This window comes from Leuconostoc sp. C5 (assembly GCF_056530425.1).
Map to the genome: position 1 here is coordinate 1,600,971 of NZ_CP134351.1, position 18,834 is coordinate 1,619,804.

An 18,834-nucleotide genomic window follows, 5' to 3' on the forward strand; every position below is an offset into this window, starting at 1 on the left:
ATAAAAAACCGACTAGATTAATTTCTAGCCGGTTTTTTAACGAGTTTCATCTATATAAAAACCTAGCAGGATGCGCAATAAATTGATAATCACCTTGGGAGGATATTATCATGGAGTTTGACTGCCAGCTAGGCGTAAAACAATTCTACTATATTGACATGCATTTTTGCAAGTAAAAAGCCTAACAGATGAATAAGCGAACAAAAATAACTCAGGTAATTATACTTATAGAGCGAAGAAAGTCTGTTAGGCTTAAAAATAATTATACACTACTAATTTTAAAAAGTGTTTTTAAATATTTTGTAATAAAAAGACCCGATAGGGGTAAAGCTTCTCGGAATGCTATCGGGCCGCGTAATTACTTTTAATATAATTACATGATTATTTTAACCAATAAATTCACCGAAAGCAATAACTAATATTAAATCCATCAAAAATCGCCAAGTTCTACATTTACGTTTGTTTCTTTCTTGATATGTTTCGCTAATTCAGGCATGCGATCCTTTTCAGATTCAACGTACCTACCTATTTGTTCTGAATGTGTGGCCGTGCCTATTTTGGCATATTCAAAGAACACGTTTAACTGCTTGGAGTATCTTTGATACACAATACGCACCCAATACAGCGTATTCTTCTTTTTCGTAAATCGCTTCTTGATTTCTTCGATTAGTTTGTCATCGTAATTCATAATGTCACCTCTATGACATTATACGAACACTTGTTCTTTATTGCAAATAAAAATGCGGCTAGTTTCTACACCAACCGCATTTTTAATTTTTAATATCTTTATTTCCAACCTAAAACATGTTGAATTACTTCCCAAATAATTGGCGAAGCTATAGCAAGCAGAGCTACTAATAGCGTCTTGTGATCTTTTTTATCTTTTTTAGCGCCTTCGGAATTGTCTTTAATCTCATCCTTAATGTATACTTTTAAATTAGACTCACTTGTATCTATTTTTTGTGAAACTGTATCTAATTTCGATTCGACTGCCGTAAGCTTAGCGGAGGTGATTTTTGCTGACGCATCAATCAAATCTTTCAAGTTTGCCATATCTCTATCAGTTAGATAGCTATTGTCTGACATTTCTAAAACACCTCCCTTAACCGTTTCATTAGATAGCGTAACATTTTTTACATTGTGTGTTTTTTGCCGATCTGTATAAGCAGTTTTTTGACTAGTTTGAAATCTACTAGTTGTATTCAAAGACAAATAAGCGTTTTTAACAACTGGCGATGTGCTCATTATAACTGCTGCCAAAACAGGAAGTACACCTCCACTTAATTTATGTGTATCGTCACTGTCTGTGTTTTCCAAATCAAGAGTAGGAATATTTGAATTATTTTGAAAAGTAATTACCATATCCGACGTTTACCTTATTGTGGGACATGAACAATCCAAAATGACTGTTTTCCCTTTTCTGTCCCATCTATTGAAAACACTAACTCATGTTCACCTTCAGACTTAAATGGTACATTTCTGAAATTCAAATTAAAATTAAATGTATCTAAAGGGTTTGACGGTTGTATTGGAGCGTTCCCATCAATAGTTGATACTTCTTTACCATTTTGTTTTTCGCGAATAACAAATTGTAACTTGTGTGGCTCATCTAGGTTAATACCCTTTGTTAATACCGAAGCTGCAAAACTCATTCCGCTTGGCACGAATGGGAGCGCAAAAGCCAGTGTCGGATTAATTAGGGCATTTGCGTTCCCCCCTCCTACACCATTCGTGTCGGGAGAAGTTTCGATTCCTTCTCCAAAAATAATTTGAACTGTCATATAAATCTCTCCTTTAATATACTTATATTGTATAACACAGGTGTTATATTTATCATTAAATATTCACTATTAAAGTAATATTCATCAATATACGTTTAATAATGAATATTTAAAACAAAAACCGCCCAACCAGAAATAATCCAGTTGGGTGTTTTTGTTTGTTTAATTTTGTAAGGAATTAACCTTCGCTTGTGCGTCTGCTAATGCTTGTTGTGCTTTTGCTAGTTCATCAGCTTTAGCTAATTCACTTTGTTGTTGAGCGACTTGTTCTTGTGCCTTAACTTGTTCCTCTGTAATTTGAGGGTAAGTTTGATCTAACTCATTAATCAATAGAGCATATTCTTTTTCGACTGCGTTTTTAATTAACGTTTCGTCTGCATCAGAAAAACCTAAAGCAGTCAAAGCTTGAGTAACAATTTTAACTGCGCCAGACTTCTTGGCTTCACCTTCCAGAAACTCAGTGACTCCTAATTTCTGCATAGCCACTACGGCATCTTTAGCTAAAGGATATAATACTTGAATGAGGTTAACCACCTGTTTGTTTCCTAAAATCACCTTGCTGACATATGCACCAATAATTGGAATAGCTGCAATAGCGATTGTTGTAATTAATTTAGTGATTGTATTCGTATCCATGTGTTCTCCTTTTTAGTGAATTGTAGCAAACGCCTTCATCATAGAAACTGGTTCACCGCCGATTTCAACATTAACCGTTGTTGCTGTTTGACTGATAACCTTGTACTTACCGTTCAAAGTGAAGTACTCCATACGTCCGTTATTGCCTTGAATATATTGATTACGCAACTTGTTACCGTATTTATCAGTTAATGTCATTGCACTAATAGGCAAGTAGTTATTGTAATCAATCACTGGAATACTCATATCAATGTTGACACCGTACATCTTGTTGTTATAACCTACCCAGTAATCAGCGACATACACACCGCTGAATGTAGCGTATTGCGTCTTAGCTGGTGTACTTGGCGTGTTGGTTGATTGACTTGGCTTAGATGCAACCTGTTCGGCTGGCTTGTTGTTATCCAATGAACCGACGACCATCACGTTCCCGTCAACTCCGTAGTGATTATCAGCGTATTGCCAAATCTTCACGTTGGAATAGTTAGGGAAATATTGCATAGGTGGTGTTGCTTGATGTGCTGTAGTTAAGTACCAAGCTAACCACAAAGCGTTAGGATAACGAGCGTTAATACGACTTAAATCAACGTGTGAGTTCACATAGCTAGTGTAGCTATAAAACATAGGCTTATACCCAGAGGCGTAAATCTGATCCATGAACGCTAGAATAGCCGTTGTGTTATTGGCCTTGTTTGCACCAGCTCCTGCTTCGTAATCCATAGCAATATATGAACCTTTAGCCAACCCTGCATTTTGTGCATCTTGAACAGCTAATTGAGCTGAATAAGTAGCTTCACTGACTGAGTCACCTACTTGTGCCCAGAAGTAACCGCCTGTTTGCATACCGACTGCATCAGCGTTGTGAATTTGTGCGTAGGCTTTCGGGTTACTATAATGAGCACCCTCACCACCACCTCGTCCACCTAACTTAACCATGGTAAAGTTATCGCCAACTTGCTTAAACGAATTGAAATAACTTGCTGTGTCACCTTGATAACTGGCAACATCAATACCATTAGTATTGGCTGAAACACCCGTGATCATTGCACCAAAAAAGGCAACCGCTCCAATTGAAGCGAATACCCATCGTTTTAATTTATTCAATTTTCAAACCTCCCATTTATCGTGTTTCCACGTTTCCAATTTAGTAAGCCGTATCTCATGGTTGTCAGTGATACTGTTAGATATTTTTAGCTCATCTTTTAAGCTAGCGATATCTGTTCTCAATCCATTAATTGAGTTCACAATGGTATTCTTCAATACCCACCACAAACCACCCAGAAGAATAGACCCCACACTTAGCCAACTCAACAAATCATGTGGCATTTGCATTCATTCACCTCCTTTCTTTAGCGACCTACTGGCAACGGATAGCTCATAGAACCAACCAAATTACCACAATGATTATCTACAACCCTTACCCATAATGTAGTTGTGTCATTCACATAACTAATAACGGGATAAATTGAGGTTGCACCAATGTCACTAGAAGCCTGAGCAATTTCGACATCTGGGCGTAGGCTCCATGGAACACGTCCAATTTGGTTACCATTATTTGCTTTAGAAACATCTACGCCACGCCATCTAAGGAACATAACGTTATCTCTTACACGATATTGAGCGTAGCAAGGTGCCCCATTATCAGACCACAATTTAGCACCTGTTGATGCTATGTCTAAGTTCATCCATCCACTATCGTTAAGCATTGGGTTATGTTGTGTTACTGTTCCTGCTGTTGCTGTAGTACTGAATGTTGCTAGTGGTAATTCATAAATAAAACCACCATTGTTAATGTCTTCCTGTACTAAATCACCTGTAACAGCGCTTAAATATACTTGGTTGATTGTTGGGTAATAGTTGGGTTGTCCTGCTTGTCCTTGCACAGTGTTGGCTTTTGAAAGGTCTACAACAATTGCCAAGTTTCCATTTGAATTAGCTGGCAAAGTTATTTGTGTAGGACTTGTCACTTCGACTAATCGACCTAAAATAATTACTTGCCCTGTGTCAATGGTTGCCGTTAGACCATTAACTGTTATTTTTAATTGATTACCTCTTTTTAGAACTCCTGAAGTGTCCCCGCCTAGAGCTGATTGTGCTGATGCCACTTCTCGTGGTGTGACAAAAGCACGATCACTGGTATACATTGTTATGGCCATTACTATTCCTCCTAATTCGTTGTGCTGAATAAGTCATTTCGTCCAAAGCGTAGGTTTCCAAAAGTTAGGTTAACCACTTCTGAGCTACTGTCGATTGAATAAGCCGTAAGCACTGACTTATATTGTGTGTTGTCGTAGTAAATATTTGATTGTAGCCCTAGCTTTACTTTTTCTAGGGGTAGGAAGTTATTTCCTAACTGTGCGCTAAATTGAATACTATGAGAGTAAGCATTAGCTGATAGATTACTTTGTGCTATTGAGTCATAAGTAGGATTATCAGTCGCTGTCTTGTCAAATAAATATATCTGAACTTGTGTAGGCTTTGCCACATTATCTGTAAGGTTTTTTATAACTGAACCGTCTTCTGTGAGCCAATAACGTGCTAATACAGTAGGATTTTCCATGTTAGTGCCTGCCTGATCTACAATCCACAACTCATTATTGTAATTTCGTAGATTCCTGGAATCACTGACTACCCAATTATTGAAATCGTAAACATCATTTTTAAAATTCCATGTGTCTTTTACCTGATGAAAGTCAATTTTTGGGTAATAAAAAGGTACACCATTTTCTGATGTACCTTGACCTATTCCTGTTACTTCAAACACTGTATTATGTAGCTTGAATCCTCTTACTAAATAATCAATAAAGTTGCTTGTACTGATTCCATCAGATGAGGTTACCTGAAATGCTGTGTTAGTTGAGTTAGTAAGCCCCTTATTGAGTATGTTAGTACCTACATTAGAGTTAATATAGTTGTTTATTAGCTTTAATATATGAGCTTCATAGCTATTACTGCTCTTGCTACCTACAATAATGTCACCATTGAGTAAGTTCCATATATAGTTAGCTGATAATGTCATAAGGTTACTAGAATCAGCTACATCAACTGTGATTATTTGCCCGTAGTATAACAATGTGGTGCTGTTATTAGGTCTAACAGCTACATAATCACCTGTTGTAATTTTGGTGTTCTTATCAATAGTGAATGTACTAGTAACATTACTCAATGCATCCATCTGTATATCATAGCTGAATAACTTATAGGTACCTTTTATAACTAATTTAGCACTATCAAATACTGTAATATCAAGTGCCAAGCTCATACTATCATCCTCTCTTCTTTGAAAGTCACATCTAGTTGAGCATTTTCATCTAAGTAAGCCAGTAGCGCGCTAGTTCCCTCTGGCACTTTTAGATAATTGTTAACTGAAAAATCAGCCAATTGACTAACATCACTGAAACTACCGTCTGTGTTATAAACACGGGCATATTGGTCTTCGGGATAGCTAGAGACTATTAATCTCTGGTTATCAGCTAGATATAAGCTAAATTTAGCCTTACCAACTACTGCACCATCTTGGATAATCTGCCATTCTGGGTAGACATTACATCTACCTGTGATAGTTACTAAAGATGGGCTACCTGATTGAACGCCATAATATTCACTATTGTTGTCTAGCGTGATAGCTTTTTCGCGCCCTGTTACATTGCTTTCAATAAAAACAAATCCATATTTTGTAGTCATGCATTACCTCCTGTTTTATTGGATATGTACGGGAATAAATCCCTTTTATTTAGCCTTCTGTTGTTGGCTTTGATGCTTGTTCATCTTCCACATCATATACAGCGTTATCAAAGTCTGCCTTATCTGCACGAACTTGCTTTTTATTAGCTTCGTATAAATCCTGGTTTTGAATTGTCATGTTGCTTGATGTGCCACTATCAGATACATTGGCACTAAAGTAAGCAATTGCTTGACCGTCTGCTGTTTGTGATATTGCTGTGATTGATACGCTTTTATTAATTGTCATTATTTACTTTCCTCTTCTACTTGTTCTGCTTTTGCTTGATATTGCGTTACAACTGACTGCAACTGTGCATTAACATAAGTTAGATTGGTCAATTGTTGCAATAAGTTGTTAATTATGTCTTCCTGTCTTGGTTGCATTTTTTGCCTTTCTTATAGCATATTTAATTTACTCAACACGGTATAGAGGCTGTAACTCTTACCCTTCACGTAAAATAGCACGTCATTGGTATCATCTGTGCCAAAGCCCGCTTTTGATGGTGTGTCAAAAAATCCAAACCATTTATGACCGTTCGATAATGTTGCTCCTTGGATATGCAATGCTCTTCTATCTGTAGAACTAAATTGTTGCGCTACGTCAAAACCACCCTCAAAGTAAGTTGGTTGGTGCCACGTCATGATGTCTTCAACATGCCACCCTGCTTTACGTCCCTTGTAGCCAGCTACAAGGCTAGAATCCCACGACATTTTCATGTCGTAGGTGCCTACGCTGTTAGTTACACCGAACCCAATACCATCGCCACCTCTAATGGTGTTAGTTCCGTCTGAATTTAAGTCATAATCTGGGTCTGTAGACTTACCTGTATGCCATCCAGCAAGCTTAATCATTAGATAATCTACGTTGTCATGGTCTGGCATGGTTTCATGCTGGAATGTACCCAGATATTCATTTTTGCTACTAATCAATTCGATCTGCCCATTTAGAACATTAGTGGTACCTAAAGAACCATCTAACACCAACCCATCCTGATTAAATTGAGCTGTGCTACCTTGTGAGGTACTAATAGTCATGCCTATTGGGCTAATCCTCACTGACTGATATAACCCATTCCAGTTTGACTGAATGAAATTAGAAACATTACCAGTCAACTTAGCAACGTCTAGGGTAGCAATCTTAGCGCTGGTAATTGTTGCATCGCCAATCTGTGCACTACCTATAGCACCGTTTGCAATCATGGCTGAGTTAATCCACGCTGTACCCTTAATCTGAGTGTTTGGTGCATCAATCGTCACATTCTTGCTAATAAGGCTCATTTGAGATGCATTACCAACAATGCCACTGGTAATTTTGCTGATGTTATCAGTAATACCAATGCTCCAGTTATCCTTAAACAGTGATAACTGGGCTGACATGTCATCATTAGGTGTATATTCCTGTAGCTTTTCAGTAGCCGTTACCAGCGGTTGTGAAAATGTAGCCACCTGACCTGCACCTGCATTGTTAACAAGTAACGATACTTGTACACTTACTGCATTAATAGGGGCTGTAAATCCTTCATTAGATAGCTTTACCCAATAAGGGCTACTTACTTGACCTGTTGACCTAGTGGCTGATGATATTCTTTTGTTATCCTTGTCATAAAACCAAATATCTAGCATTGCCAAGCCCTTGCTGAGGCTATTATTAGTGTAATGAACTAATACAGAAGCGCTATACTTCTTACCACCATAAACGGGTATTTTGTTAGTCCAATAACCTTGGTAGCCTGCTGAGGTTGATGTAACTGATACCGTACCACTGTACTTATTATCAATATTGTTTTTTACACTACCTGATACAACAACTGTGCCACTTCCTGCATATCCAAAGTTTTGAGCAAACTCTGAGTTAGGGAATAGGTTAGTTGCTCCTACTTTAGCTAGAATTGCATCACTTGTTTGAGTTAGTTGTGTTTGAACACCCTTGTCATAACTTGTGATTGAACTTGTTGTAAAGTCCTTGGAACTCTGTAATGTGTTTGAATCACCCTTAGTCCTATCAGTTATTTCTGTCTTAATTTGGTTAGAAGTTTGAGTAACAGAACTCTGTAAACCACTGATGTTGTTTGTTGCTGTACTTAATGTACCCTCAGCTGTGGTTACTCTCTTAGTGACTGAATCAATATTAGTACCTTGTTTGGATACTGTGTCCGTGATTCCGTCTAAGGCTATTTGCTGTAAGGCTACCTTGTCATTGCTGTTATACGCTCCTGGAACATAATCACCAACTGTAGAACCAAAGACTAACATAGGCTGTGATATATAAACCTCATCAGTAACATTCCATGCAAATATTGCATAGGTTACCACTGACTTATCAGGAATAGTCACATTCTGTAGCTTATAGGTATTAGATGAAACACTTAACCCTGGAACTGGTACGTTATATCCGTTTGATAGTGTCCTATTGCCATTTGCATCATAAGCCATGATATATAAGGCTATGGGTGTGCCACCACTTGTGATTGCCTTAGGTGCAAAAAACCTAGCTGAAAAACTTAATTTCATACCAGGTGTAACGGGGACACCGCTAGATGCTATCCAGGAACCATTGCCCTTGTGGCTAACCATGTTTGACCCGAATCCATCTGTTCCAACATTAGTAAACTGAGTTGAAACAACATCTTTAGCTGTAGGGTTGGGGTATTTTGTGTACCATCCTGAATAATCTGGATTAAACTCTGTGTTAGCCAACTGATTAACTTGACCCATAGAATTTATCTTAGTTTGAATGCTAGATACTTGGTTGGTAATTGCATTAGCATTTACATTAACCTGTGCAATTTGAGCATTATAATCTTTTTTAGCTGAATCTAAATCAGTGTTAGTTGCTCTTAAAGTAATATCTTTAGTGTTCTGTGCTATAGATGTTTCTGTAGCTTTAACACGATTATCATTGTTAGTCTTATAGTTTCCTATAGTTGTTACAGCACTATCAGCAGTTTGTTGTGCCTTAGATACTGATGTACTTAAATCACCAGTTTTCTTATCGTAATCTGATTGACTAACCTTAGTAGTTACATCCTTGGCTGTCTGTGTAATATCAGATTGTGCCTTAGTTATACGTCCATCTGCGTTATTTTTATAGGCATTTAATGCAGTTGTTGCTTGGTCTGCTGTTAATTGAGCTTTAGCAGTTGCACTGTCTACGTCCTCAGGTGCTATAGTCCAAGGATATGACATATTACCAGACATCAATCTCATATTAGAGATAGTTACAGTACCAGTTGTTGGTACATTGTCAAACCTAATACCCATGTAAGGTGTTGCAGTAACACCACTCCAATTGCTATTGATACTTGCAGTTAATATAACAGTGCCACTGGTATTGTTACTTGATATAACAGTGTACTTTCCGCCAATTCCCCAAGGTGCTATGTTCCATTGAGGTATAAATTGACCTGATGGGTTAGTTCCTGTGTACGTCCAATCAAATATTAATGTGAAATAGTCGCTAGTCTTCTTAAACTCTTTATACAAAGCATCTAGAGATGATAATGTTATTTTATATAGAGCTTTTGATTGATTATTAGCATTAGCCCCTACTGTAGAGTTTGTATTAACTGTGCCTGTTAAGTAGTTTCTACCACCTACTGCTAGGCTATTAACCTTGGTAACAGTTGCATCGAATCCATCTGCACGTTGTTGTAATGCACTAATTGAACCTGATTGTTGACCTTGAACTGTTTGCAAATTACTTACAGTAGTTTTAGTTCCACTGGCATCAGCTTCAATAGTTGTCATACGTGCATCTTGTGTGGTGTCTGTTTGCTTGATTGATGCTATATCTGTTTTAGCTTGGTTAGCTGTTTGAGTAACATTAGTAACATCAGTGCTTAATTGCCCTGTTTTAGCGTTATATGTGGACGTGTCAACCTTGCTATTTAAACCATTTAAGGCTTGTGTAGCTGTTGATTGAGCGGTACTAATTTTACCGTCTGCATCCTTTTTGTTTTGACTGACTGTGCTTGTAATACTAGAAGCTGTGTCGTCAATTTTCTTACTAATAACACTATCTGCACTAGTAGCTACGTCTATAGCGTTTTTCTTAGCTGTATCTGCATAACCCTGTGCTTTTGTGTCTAGAGCGCTTACTGCTGATGCTCTATCTGTTGCTTCCTTAGATAGATCATCACTAACAGACTTCTTAGCATCTGCTATGTTCTGATTAGCTGTATCTAATGTGCTTTTAGCTACTGTAGCAGTGTTAGCTTTAGCATCACTTAAGGCTTTATCAGCCATTGCTTGTGCTTTATTGTTGAAATCACCATCTTTAACAGCTAAATCAGCTTGTTCTTTAGCCACCTGATTGATTGTTCCGTTAATCTGGGTATTATTATCAGCAATAGCTTTATCTGTGTTATCAGAAGCTGTCTTGATAGTCTCTTCAATACGATTGCTTAGATTTGGGTCTACCTTTAGTACCCAATCTTCACCATTGTATGAGTAAATCAGGAAGTCATTACCATCTTTAAGGAATACCGTATCACCCTTTTGTGGGTTAGATGGCATAGGGTCACCAGCATTGATGTAACTTAGAGGGGTTAAGCCATCACTTGATAATTGAGCACCACCAAAGCCATAAGTAGCATTATCAGCCACATGTGTTAGTTCTTGTTCAATCTTATTTAATTTTCCACCTGTGATTGTGTCGCCATGTTCCCAGTTTGTTGGTTGGTATGCCAAGTTTTTAACCTCCTTTATTCAATACTTGTTATGTCTACTTGCGCCTCATCTACATAAGGCTTATTCCTGTTTTCATCATCATAAGCAACGCCCATAAATCCAAAACCGTACTTCATATTTGAATCTGTTACACCGTCCTCTGGGGCACTTGTGTAAGCTGTGGCTGTGTTGCCTTCTTCTAATTTAAAATGCCTGAATCTAAGTGTTTGACCTTTTACGAATCCTGATGCATTAGTGGTTGCCATTGCATTTAAGCGAATGTAAAACTTATTTAAGTTATCACCTGATAGATTAGGCAATGTAAACGTATAAACCGCTCTAGTCCATGTGTCATTACTAATCTTTGTGGTAGGTGAGAATGTATTACTTACCCTGAATGCAACGCCTGGTACAGTTCCTTTTACATCGACTGAAATTGTATACGTCTTATCAAAACTAAGGACTGAATCACTCATATTAGCCCATGCTTCTGCTAGTCCGTAGTACCACTCTGTGGAACCTGTACCCGTGTAATTCAATGTAATAGCATCACTGTCATATGCAATGGTTGAGTTGATATTATTATTGGTTACACCTGATAAATTAGGTCTTGAATCAGCTGATGCGTTTTCACCTGAGGATTGTAGTATCAAGTTCTGATTAAAATTACCTTGTTCATTAAAAAAGCCTGAGCCATAAATGGCTAGACCTGTATCAATGTTATATGTCTTATATCTACCTTGTTTGTTGTTATACCAAGGGTTAATGAACTCTACTGTAAACTGCTCAAATAATTTATCGGTTTGTAATACTGTCGTTCCGCCTATTTCTGTCTTAGTTAAACTAGTTAATCTTGCATCGCGATGCCAAGTATCAACACCGGTTTTATACAGCAATGTCAATGGTTGAAAAGATAAGAATGTGGAAAACTGACTAAACGTCTGATAACTTCGACTTTCAACATCCCCAAACAATATATTTAATTGCATCTGTCCTTGCTGAATATTTATTTTAGTTGCTTTAAAATAACTTTCATATTGACTATAAGTGTTTGTAAACACTGTTCCCAATCCTGTTGGTGTATTACCGAATAAATTTTCAGAATTCAAATCAACGCTTTCACCACGTGCGTTATTTAGCACAAACATGCTCATATGTACTCCTTTCTAAAACCCGCCCCGAAGTATTGTGTATTTAATGGCGAGTTTTTAGTTTAATTAGCTGATCTAACCGCTCTAGCAATCACAGCTTTAGAAAACTTATTCATAGCAATATCATCTACTGACTGGTTAGCCTCTGTAGTTTGACCTAAGATGCCCGCCAATAACTCAACAACACTATTTAGAGTTTTATTAGTAGCCTCAATCATATTTGATAGATTGCTATTTGAACTTTCAGCAACAGTCGTATTAGAACTAGTATTTTGTGCAAAATGAGTGACTGTTTCACCCAACAATTCCATTGCTCGAGATTTTTTAGACAAATCCCAAGGAATTACCGCCTCTGTCATTCCACCCTCTGCAATATTTGCTATATGTGGCGTGTTGGTGATAGTGCCGTTTGCGTAGCCATGTCCTTGACCTAAGAATGATAAATTAGATCCATAACGATTTTTCGCATAAGCTAAACCAGCTAGCAAAGAATCATAACCATTAAATGGATTGCTGTGTCCTGGGAACTTATAGGCATTAAATGTAGCACTAATGACTTGCATAAGACCCTTGGCTAGGTCACCTGATGCGTTGTTAACGTCACCAATGTTACCCTGTACAGCCTTTTCGTTACCACCTGATTCAGTTTGAATCTGACGTAACACCTTATCGACCATTAAAGAACTTGTTGAAAGTCCATTAGCCTTTAAGGCATCTACAACCTGTGAACGCCATCTTGTAACCCCTGCACCACTTGGTGCACCTTTGCCTCCGCCTGCGTTTCCACTTGATTCAAATCCAGACTTGAGTTTTGATAGCATCTTACCAAAACCATCTTCGATACTCGTTTTAACCATTCCACTAGATGAATTGTGACCTGTATCACCGACTTCTAGTTTATTGACATCAAAAATCTTAGACGCCATATCAGTTAATGTTTTAACGGGATTGGTTAACTTTTCAATAGCCTCACTTGTTGCGTCGGAAACATCATCCCAAATATCAGAAGCCCCTTTAGTCATTGAAGATAAAAATGATTCAATTGAAGATGTACCCTTAGCGTATCCCGGCAATGTTTTACCTAAACCGCCTTGGAATAGCTTAGCTGTATCACTGGCATTCAAAACCTTGTCACCAGGGTTAAGGTTAACAACCTGAGCACCATTGGTACCTAGAAAATCAACTTTACCCGAGTAAGGGGAATACCTTGCTTCAATTCCCGCTTCACCGACAAGCGCTTTTCCACCGGATACACCTCGAGAACCAGTAGCGAATGCTTGCATCGTAGCAGGCTTATATCCAAAATCACCACCACTTTTAACATCAACGCTTTTAATACCAAATCCTTTGACTAAGCCATTAAAGAAATCGCCTAATCCTTTCCAAATGCTGTGCGTTCCTTTGGCTTGCTTTGAAGCGGCTTCCATAGAACCATTAGCTTGGAGAACAGCCTTATTAACTACGCCGTTTCCTTGTTTACCAGCTGCATCAAGGACACTATCTTTTTGTTTATATGCCTTATCAACAACTTCATTTCGCTGTTGTGTTGCAGCATTGGATGTTTTGTTTCTTTGACTAGTTGCCTTACCAACAATATCGTCATGTTGCTTATTAGCTGAATCAACTGTTTTATTTCTCTGATCTTTTGCAGCATTAACAGTATCGTCGTGCTGCTTATTAGCCGAATCTCTAACGCTTTTACGTTGGTCTTTAGCCCATTGACTATTGCCCTTGAACTGATTTTCGGAAGCTTTTATTGTGTCATCGCGTTGCTTGTCGGCTGCCTTTTTAGCATCTTTGTACTGATTTTTAGCAGCGTTAACAACGTTATCACGTTGTTTGTCAGCGGCTTTAGTAACCTTTTTGAGTTGTTCATCAGCAGCTTTTTGCGCAGCATCTAGCTTTTTATCAGCATACTTTTTGACGTTGTTATATTCTTCTCGTGACTTAGAAGTAATATCCTGTAACTGCTTATTAGTTAACCGTCCTTTATCCTTGGTCAACTTATCCATCAACTTTACTTGCTCGTTGTTAGATAACTTAATTTTCCCGGTCAAAGTTGTATGCAGTTTAGCTTCTTCAACAGTTGTTTCAGTTGCATTTTTGACAGTCAGTTTATTAACAGCCTTTTTCTTGGCCTGATCGTCCTTAGCAAGTGCTTGCTCTTTCTTTTTATAGTCCTTTTGAACTTGTAAAGAATTTTCTCCATACTTAGCAGCATCTTTAGCAATTATGCTATCCCATTTATTGCTGTCTTTTTGCTTAGTTTTATTATATGAAGTTTCAAGCTTTTGACGTTGCTGTGAATAATACTTTGTCAATGCTGTTCTATCAGATTGACTTAGTTTTTCAACACTATTAGCCTTTTTGCCTTCTTCTTTGATAGTTTTTAATCTATCTTGATATTCTTGTTCAGTAAGATAACCGTTTTTCTTTAGCAGCTTAATATCCTGTAAATCTTGCTTTTGCTTTTCAGAATAATATTTTTTAGAAGCTTTATTCAAATCTGAATAAGCGTCTTTTGCATCAACTTTCGGTGCTTTGATAGTTATCTTATTATCTGAAAAAGCTTTTTTTAATGCTTTGTTAAGCTTTTTAGTAATCGATTGAGCTGTCTTAGTACTTCCTAACGAATCACCAATAGCAGAACCAATCGCTCCTCCAGCTAGTGTACCTGCACCAGGAATAACACTTCCTAGTATTGCTCCAATACCACCACCTATAACAGCTCCGGCTCCTTTAGATGCAGCACTGATTTTATCACTAGACTTTTTAGAACTGATTGCAGTAGCGATACTTCCACCTACATCAGCAGCAGTTAGCGCTATACCTAATCCTGAAACAACTTTGCTGGCAACACTAGCGACTTTAGCTCCAGTAGATAGAGTTGCTAATCCGCCTCCTGCTCCAGCTGCTCTTGTAGTTGCTGCAGTTTCAACCATCGTGGTTGCAGCGCCTGCTTTACCACCTACTGAACCAGTAGCATTAGCAGCTGTATTTAATGCTGCGGTTGTTTTTAAGACACCATTCAGTTCTTTATAAGTACCAATAGCTGTTTTAATCCAACCTATTGTGTCACTTATCTTTTTAAAAGCCCATATACCAGCAAACACTTCTGCAAATGCTTTAATTTGACCAGTATGTGTGCCAATATACTCAACTAAACCAACTAACTTATCGCCTACCCAAGCTACTCCCTCAGCAATTTTCTTTAGTCCGTCTTGACCTTCTTTGGAATTAAAGGCTTTAGCCATTTTTACAGCGGCTTCTGATATGACTGGCAACATTTGTTTACCAATCATGATCATAACGGCTTGACCAGCTTGGCTAAATTGTTGCAATTCAGCTTTAACAGACTTCATGTTCTTTTTGGCTAAATCAGCTACATATCCTTGCCCGTCTGCGGATTTTTTAACTTTTTCATTTAGCTCACCTAGTTCTTTGTTGTTTTGAGCTAAAATTACACCAGCATTTTGACCAGTAGTACCGAATAAACTATTGAATACTGAGTTCTTTTGAGCAGTACCCATATTCTTGGTTTTTTCGTTAATAATGCCCATGATAGTTGTCAAATCACGTAGGTTGCCGTTTGAATCAACTAATTGACTACGACTAATACCCAACTTACTAAGCATGTCATTAGTTCCGCCAGACTTAATCGCTTGTATCTTGCCGTTCAATTTTTCAATGGCTTCTTGCTGCGTTTTAATGGCAGATGCAGCTGATTTAGAACTCTTTGTGCCAGCTTTTTCAGCTGCTTGATAATCAGCTATTTTTTTCTGATGGTCTGCTATTTTTTCATTTAACGAATCAATTGATGAAGCCGAACCTTTTTGTGCCGCCTCTTGATCAGATAGTGCACCTGTAATAGAATTAATAACTTTACGTAAACCAGTACCAGCTTTATCAGCTTCAAGACCATGGTTAGAAAGAATACCCATGGCTGATGCTGTCTCAGATAATTTAAATCCTGCAGCATGAGAAGAATCACCTACATATTCCATTCCTTTTCCAAGGTCATGAAAGTCAGTGGCTGTCATATCAGCAGCATAGGCTAACTGGTTAACAACTTCTTTGGTATTTTTAGTCATCTTAGCAGCGTTATTAGTACGCATGCCGTATGCATCAACAACCTGAGATGTAACAGTAAGGACATCATTGAAATCATCACCAGAAGCTACTGATGCTTGCAGTTCAGACTTCATGGCTTTTAATGCAGCCGTTGATGTGTATCCTCTTTTTTCTAACTCCAAGTACCCTTCAGCAATAGCCTGTTGTGACTTACCATATTGCACAGAATATTTGGCGCCGTCTTTTTGCATCTGTGATAGATTTTTTGTTACCTCAGCTTGCTTTTCACCACCCGTAGTGGCTATGTTATTTACTTTTACAAATGTATCTTGTAAGTTTGTAGCAAGCTGAGCGCCCTTAATTGAAACAGCACCAATACCGACAATAGCAATACTACTACTGTATGCCATGTCTTTGATTTTCTGGCCTGCAGTATGGAACCCATTACCCATCTTTTCAGCAGCACGGTAAGCACCATTGGCTCCGCTTGCGTACTTGCTTAACCCGTAAGGATTGGCACGGTTAACTTCTGCTTGAGTTAATTTCAACTCGTTTTTCATGTTAGCAACATTTGTTGCCGTTTCATTCACTCGAACAGCTTGCCTTTTGTATGCATCACTAGCTGAACCACTTGCATGCTCAATTCTTTTCAGCTCTTCTGATTGCTTAACATACTGTTGGGAGAGGTTTGATAGCGAGGCTTTCATATTATTAGCGCTAGTAATATTAGCTGCTCTAGTATTATGCTCTGCTTTCAAACGGTTGACATACGAATCAGAAACTTGATTCATCTGCTTATATTCTTGTTGCAACTTTGCTAATCCACTGGTTTGATACTCCATTGAAGACTTGGCACGTTGTTGCTGAGACTCTAAGCTAGCTAATTTTTGATTAGCCTGTTGGATGTTTCTTTCGTATTTTAAAAAGGACTCAGCACCTTCTTTTGTAGAGGTGTCTAAGCCCTTTTGACGTTGTTGCAATTCAGTTATTTTGTTTTTCTGAGCTTCCATTTCTCGGCTCAGACCGTTGTATCGCTCTTGCGATGCTTTTAAGTAATCGCCCGATGATTTAGCCGCTGCCTCTTGAGCTTTCCAAGCGTTTTTAACAGAAGTAACAGCATCGTTCAAACCACGTAAACTATTAGTCGCTTTTAAAGTGTCTAAAGCAATAGACGTGGCCATCTCCGCCTGAATTCGTTCAACCATCTACTCTCCTTCCCCCGGTATATTCAACCCCATTTGTTTAGCAATAGCTAATGGATCACCAGCACGTTTATCAGGCTCTTTTGCATTAAGCATATTCATGAATGAAAAATATTCCTGATTATCTAAATCACTTGGCAAAATACCGTATTCTTTAAAAAGTTGTTTTTTTAAATAACGCGCCTCTTCAAGTTGGTTCTTCTTGTCGAATACTTCCCTTCTTATTCGACCAAATCTTCTTTTGGGTCTTCTTCATTTACCTCTTCTTGACTTTCAGAAGCAAGCTTAACAAGATTTTCGTATTCTTCTTCGCTAACGCCCATCATCATCAGTTCTACATATTCATAAGCATCTGAAAATTGTTTAGATGATACACTATGGGTTAGTTCGTCCATTTCTTCGTCAGAAATACCAAAAATTGACTTGATTACGTCCATCTTAATTTTGCTAGATTTCAACTCATTTTTCTGGATATCAATAAACTCCATACCCTCAGTATCAGCAAGTTCACCGAGTTTTATGCTGTTTTCAATCGCTTCTTCTCGCAAACCAAATGTCTTTTTTATAGATACCGTCTTGCGAATTCCGAACTTATTCAACTTAATTTTTTCTGTATTAACTGCCATGATCTAGGCTCCTTTTATTTTGATATGTACGGGTAAAATTACCCTAAATTTAGTTACAAAACGACGTATTTTTTTAGTGACAAAGTTACATTTTTTCAAATTAAAAAATGAGAACTTACAAAAAAGTTACAAAAATTGTGTAACTTTACGAAAAAAATGTAACTTCTGTATCCCTTGACAGGCATAGCCCGAATAGCAAAAAGTTACAAAGTTACATAAAATACTATATAAATATATATATATATTATTACAAGGTTTAAAGGTAACTATGAGTAACTAAAAATGTAACCCGCCCATTTTCATGTACTGTTTATTTCAAAAGCGAGTTAAAAAATACTAATTATTGACCTGTTGTGCCATCAGTTGGTTTTGAATAGCCAGGGAAGGTTTCTGCCATTAACGCATCAAGTGTAAATCCATCTACCAAATCAGATGCAACTTGGTATGGCTCACCCCCGAATTGAGTATCAACAACGGGATTCATTGTCGTTAAAGTCATAACGTCGTTTGAATCAGTTTCGTTGTTAGTGTTTGTACCCAACGTCTTGTTTCCTTCGATCATTGTCCCGTTAGCAAAGGCATAATATATTTTATGTTGCTTATCCAATGTTTGTGTCACAGCGATCGCCGCTACGTGCGCTTCTTTTTCACCATCAACAAAGCCTTTGCTTGTTGTTTGGATTTTACCAAGCAGCTTTTGCTTAGCTTCAAATCCTAGATCAAGCATTGTAAATTCGGCTGTTGGATATGAACGAGCCTTAGTTGAACGTTTGGCCTTATTGTTTGAGTATTGCAAGGTTGGTGCAGTACCCAAGTTCTGAATTTGAATTTGAGTAGCACCTTCAGCAGTAGCATCTTGATGGCCGTCTGCTTCATAGATGCCTGTGTCGCTCAAACCATCAGCGCCTTTTATTAATTGACCTGTTGCATTGTCAATTAATCCGAAATATGAGGTAACAATACCTTGTGTTGCCAT

General features: G+C 37.9%; 16 protein-coding genes. All 16 read right to left on the reverse strand.

Annotation, left to right across the window (positions count from 1 at the left end):
* Positions 1 to 430: 430 nt before the first annotated feature.
* The 16 genes from RHP56_RS08105 to RHP56_RS08180 all read right to left on the reverse strand — a co-directional run bounded on the left by RHP56_RS08105 (position 431) and on the right by RHP56_RS08180 (position 18,834).
* Positions 431 to 688 (reverse strand): hypothetical protein, encoded by a 258-nt coding sequence (locus RHP56_RS08105; protein WP_135400141.1) that lies wholly within the window; start codon positions 686 to 688, stop codon positions 431 to 433.
* 98 nt (positions 689 to 786) lie between these two features.
* On the reverse strand, positions 787 to 1,362 hold the full coding sequence (locus RHP56_RS08110; protein ID WP_462794679.1) for a hypothetical protein: 576 nt from the start codon (positions 1,360 to 1,362) through the stop codon (positions 787 to 789).
* 14 nt (positions 1,363 to 1,376) lie between these two features.
* Complete coding sequence (locus RHP56_RS08115; RefSeq protein ID WP_462794680.1) at positions 1,377 to 1,781, reverse strand: DUF6941 family protein; 405 nt, start codon at positions 1,779 to 1,781, stop codon at positions 1,377 to 1,379.
* A 162-nt stretch (positions 1,782 to 1,943) separates the two neighbouring features.
* The gene (locus tag RHP56_RS08120) at positions 1,944 to 2,417 is read right to left on the reverse strand and encodes a holin (RefSeq protein WP_462794681.1); all 474 of its coding nucleotides are present in this window, start codon (positions 2,415 to 2,417) and stop codon (positions 1,944 to 1,946) included.
* Positions 2,418 to 2,429: 12 nt separating this feature from the next.
* Positions 2,430 to 3,521: a GH25 family lysozyme gene (locus RHP56_RS08125; protein WP_462794682.1), complete on the reverse strand. Its 1,092-nt coding sequence runs from the start codon at positions 3,519 to 3,521 to the stop codon at positions 2,430 to 2,432.
* A gap of 3 nt (positions 3,522 to 3,524) precedes the next feature.
* Positions 3,525 to 3,749, reverse strand: coding sequence for a hypothetical protein (locus RHP56_RS08130; protein ID WP_011680273.1), 225 nt, complete (start codon positions 3,747 to 3,749; stop codon positions 3,525 to 3,527).
* Between the two features lie 17 nt (positions 3,750 to 3,766).
* Positions 3,767 to 4,573: a hypothetical protein gene (locus RHP56_RS08135; RefSeq protein WP_179876248.1), complete on the reverse strand. Its 807-nt coding sequence runs from the start codon at positions 4,571 to 4,573 to the stop codon at positions 3,767 to 3,769.
* An 11-nt stretch (positions 4,574 to 4,584) separates the two neighbouring features.
* A complete protein-coding gene (locus RHP56_RS08140) occupies positions 4,585 to 5,679 on the reverse strand; it encodes a hypothetical protein (protein ID WP_462794683.1) in 1,095 nt (364 codons plus the stop codon).
* Positions 5,676 to 6,101 (reverse strand): hypothetical protein, encoded by a 426-nt coding sequence (locus tag RHP56_RS08145; RefSeq protein ID WP_462794684.1) that lies wholly within the window; start codon positions 6,099 to 6,101, stop codon positions 5,676 to 5,678. The genes RHP56_RS08140 and RHP56_RS08145 overlap by 4 nt, the downstream gene beginning before the upstream one ends.
* Before the next feature lie 49 nt (positions 6,102 to 6,150).
* Complete coding sequence (locus RHP56_RS08150) at positions 6,151 to 6,387, reverse strand: hypothetical protein (protein ID WP_179876251.1); 237 nt, start codon at positions 6,385 to 6,387, stop codon at positions 6,151 to 6,153.
* Positions 6,387 to 6,524, reverse strand: coding sequence for a hypothetical protein (locus RHP56_RS08155; RefSeq protein WP_179876252.1), 138 nt, complete (start codon positions 6,522 to 6,524; stop codon positions 6,387 to 6,389). Before RHP56_RS08155 ends, RHP56_RS08150 begins: the two co-directional genes overlap by 1 nt.
* A 12-nt stretch (positions 6,525 to 6,536) precedes the next feature.
* Positions 6,537 to 10,829 (reverse strand): hypothetical protein, encoded by a 4,293-nt coding sequence (locus RHP56_RS08160; RefSeq protein ID WP_462794685.1) that lies wholly within the window; start codon positions 10,827 to 10,829, stop codon positions 6,537 to 6,539.
* A 14-nt stretch (positions 10,830 to 10,843) separates the two neighbouring features.
* Positions 10,844 to 11,956, reverse strand: a complete 1,113-nt coding sequence (locus tag RHP56_RS08165) for a phage distal tail protein domain-containing protein (protein WP_105296184.1) — start codon at positions 11,954 to 11,956, stop codon at positions 10,844 to 10,846.
* Positions 11,957 to 12,021: 65 nt separating this feature from the next.
* On the reverse strand, positions 12,022 to 17,235 hold the full coding sequence (locus RHP56_RS08170) for a phage tail tape measure protein (RefSeq protein ID WP_462794686.1): 5,214 nt from the start codon (positions 17,233 to 17,235) through the stop codon (positions 12,022 to 12,024).
* Positions 17,236 to 17,453: 218 nt separating this feature from the next.
* Complete coding sequence (locus RHP56_RS08175) at positions 17,454 to 17,858, reverse strand: phage tail tube assembly chaperone (protein ID WP_011680280.1); 405 nt, start codon at positions 17,856 to 17,858, stop codon at positions 17,454 to 17,456.
* A gap of 340 nt (positions 17,859 to 18,198) precedes the next feature.
* Positions 18,199 to 18,834, reverse strand: a complete 636-nt coding sequence (locus RHP56_RS08180; protein ID WP_096639483.1) for a phage tail protein — start codon at positions 18,832 to 18,834, stop codon at positions 18,199 to 18,201.

Coding starts and splice junctions, on each gene's coding strand:
- RHP56_RS08135 (WP_179876248.1), bottom strand. CDS start 4,573: ATGGCCATAACAATGTATACCAGTGATCGTGCTTTTGTCACACCACGA.
- RHP56_RS08150 (WP_179876251.1), bottom strand. CDS start 6,387: ATGACAATTAATAAAAGCGTATCAATCACAGCAATATCACAAACAGCA.
- RHP56_RS08145 (WP_462794684.1), bottom strand. CDS start 6,101: ATGACTACAAAATATGGATTTGTTTTTATTGAAAGCAATGTAACAGGG.
- RHP56_RS08180 (WP_096639483.1), bottom strand. CDS start 18,834: ATGGCAACACAAGGTATTGTTACCTCATATTTCGGATTAATTGACAAT.
- RHP56_RS08105 (WP_135400141.1), bottom strand. CDS start 688: ATGAATTACGATGACAAACTAATCGAAGAAATCAAGAAGCGATTTACG.
- RHP56_RS08130 (WP_011680273.1), bottom strand. CDS start 3,749: ATGCAAATGCCACATGATTTGTTGAGTTGGCTAAGTGTGGGGTCTATT.
- RHP56_RS08175 (WP_011680280.1), bottom strand. CDS start 17,858: ATGGCAGTTAATACAGAAAAAATTAAGTTGAATAAGTTCGGAATTCGC.
- RHP56_RS08120 (WP_462794681.1), bottom strand. CDS start 2,417: ATGGATACGAATACAATCACTAAATTAATTACAACAATCGCTATTGCA.
- RHP56_RS08115 (WP_462794680.1), bottom strand. CDS start 1,781: ATGACAGTTCAAATTATTTTTGGAGAAGGAATCGAAACTTCTCCCGAC.
- RHP56_RS08140 (WP_462794683.1), bottom strand. CDS start 5,679: ATGAGCTTGGCACTTGATATTACAGTATTTGATAGTGCTAAATTAGTT.
- RHP56_RS08170 (WP_462794686.1), bottom strand. CDS start 17,235: ATGGTTGAACGAATTCAGGCGGAGATGGCCACGTCTATTGCTTTAGAC.
- RHP56_RS08110 (WP_462794679.1), bottom strand. CDS start 1,362: ATGGTAATTACTTTTCAAAATAATTCAAATATTCCTACTCTTGATTTG.
- RHP56_RS08165 (WP_105296184.1), bottom strand. CDS start 11,956: ATGTTTGTGCTAAATAACGCACGTGGTGAAAGCGTTGATTTGAATTCT.
- RHP56_RS08155 (WP_179876252.1), bottom strand. CDS start 6,524: ATGCAACCAAGACAGGAAGACATAATTAACAACTTATTGCAACAATTG.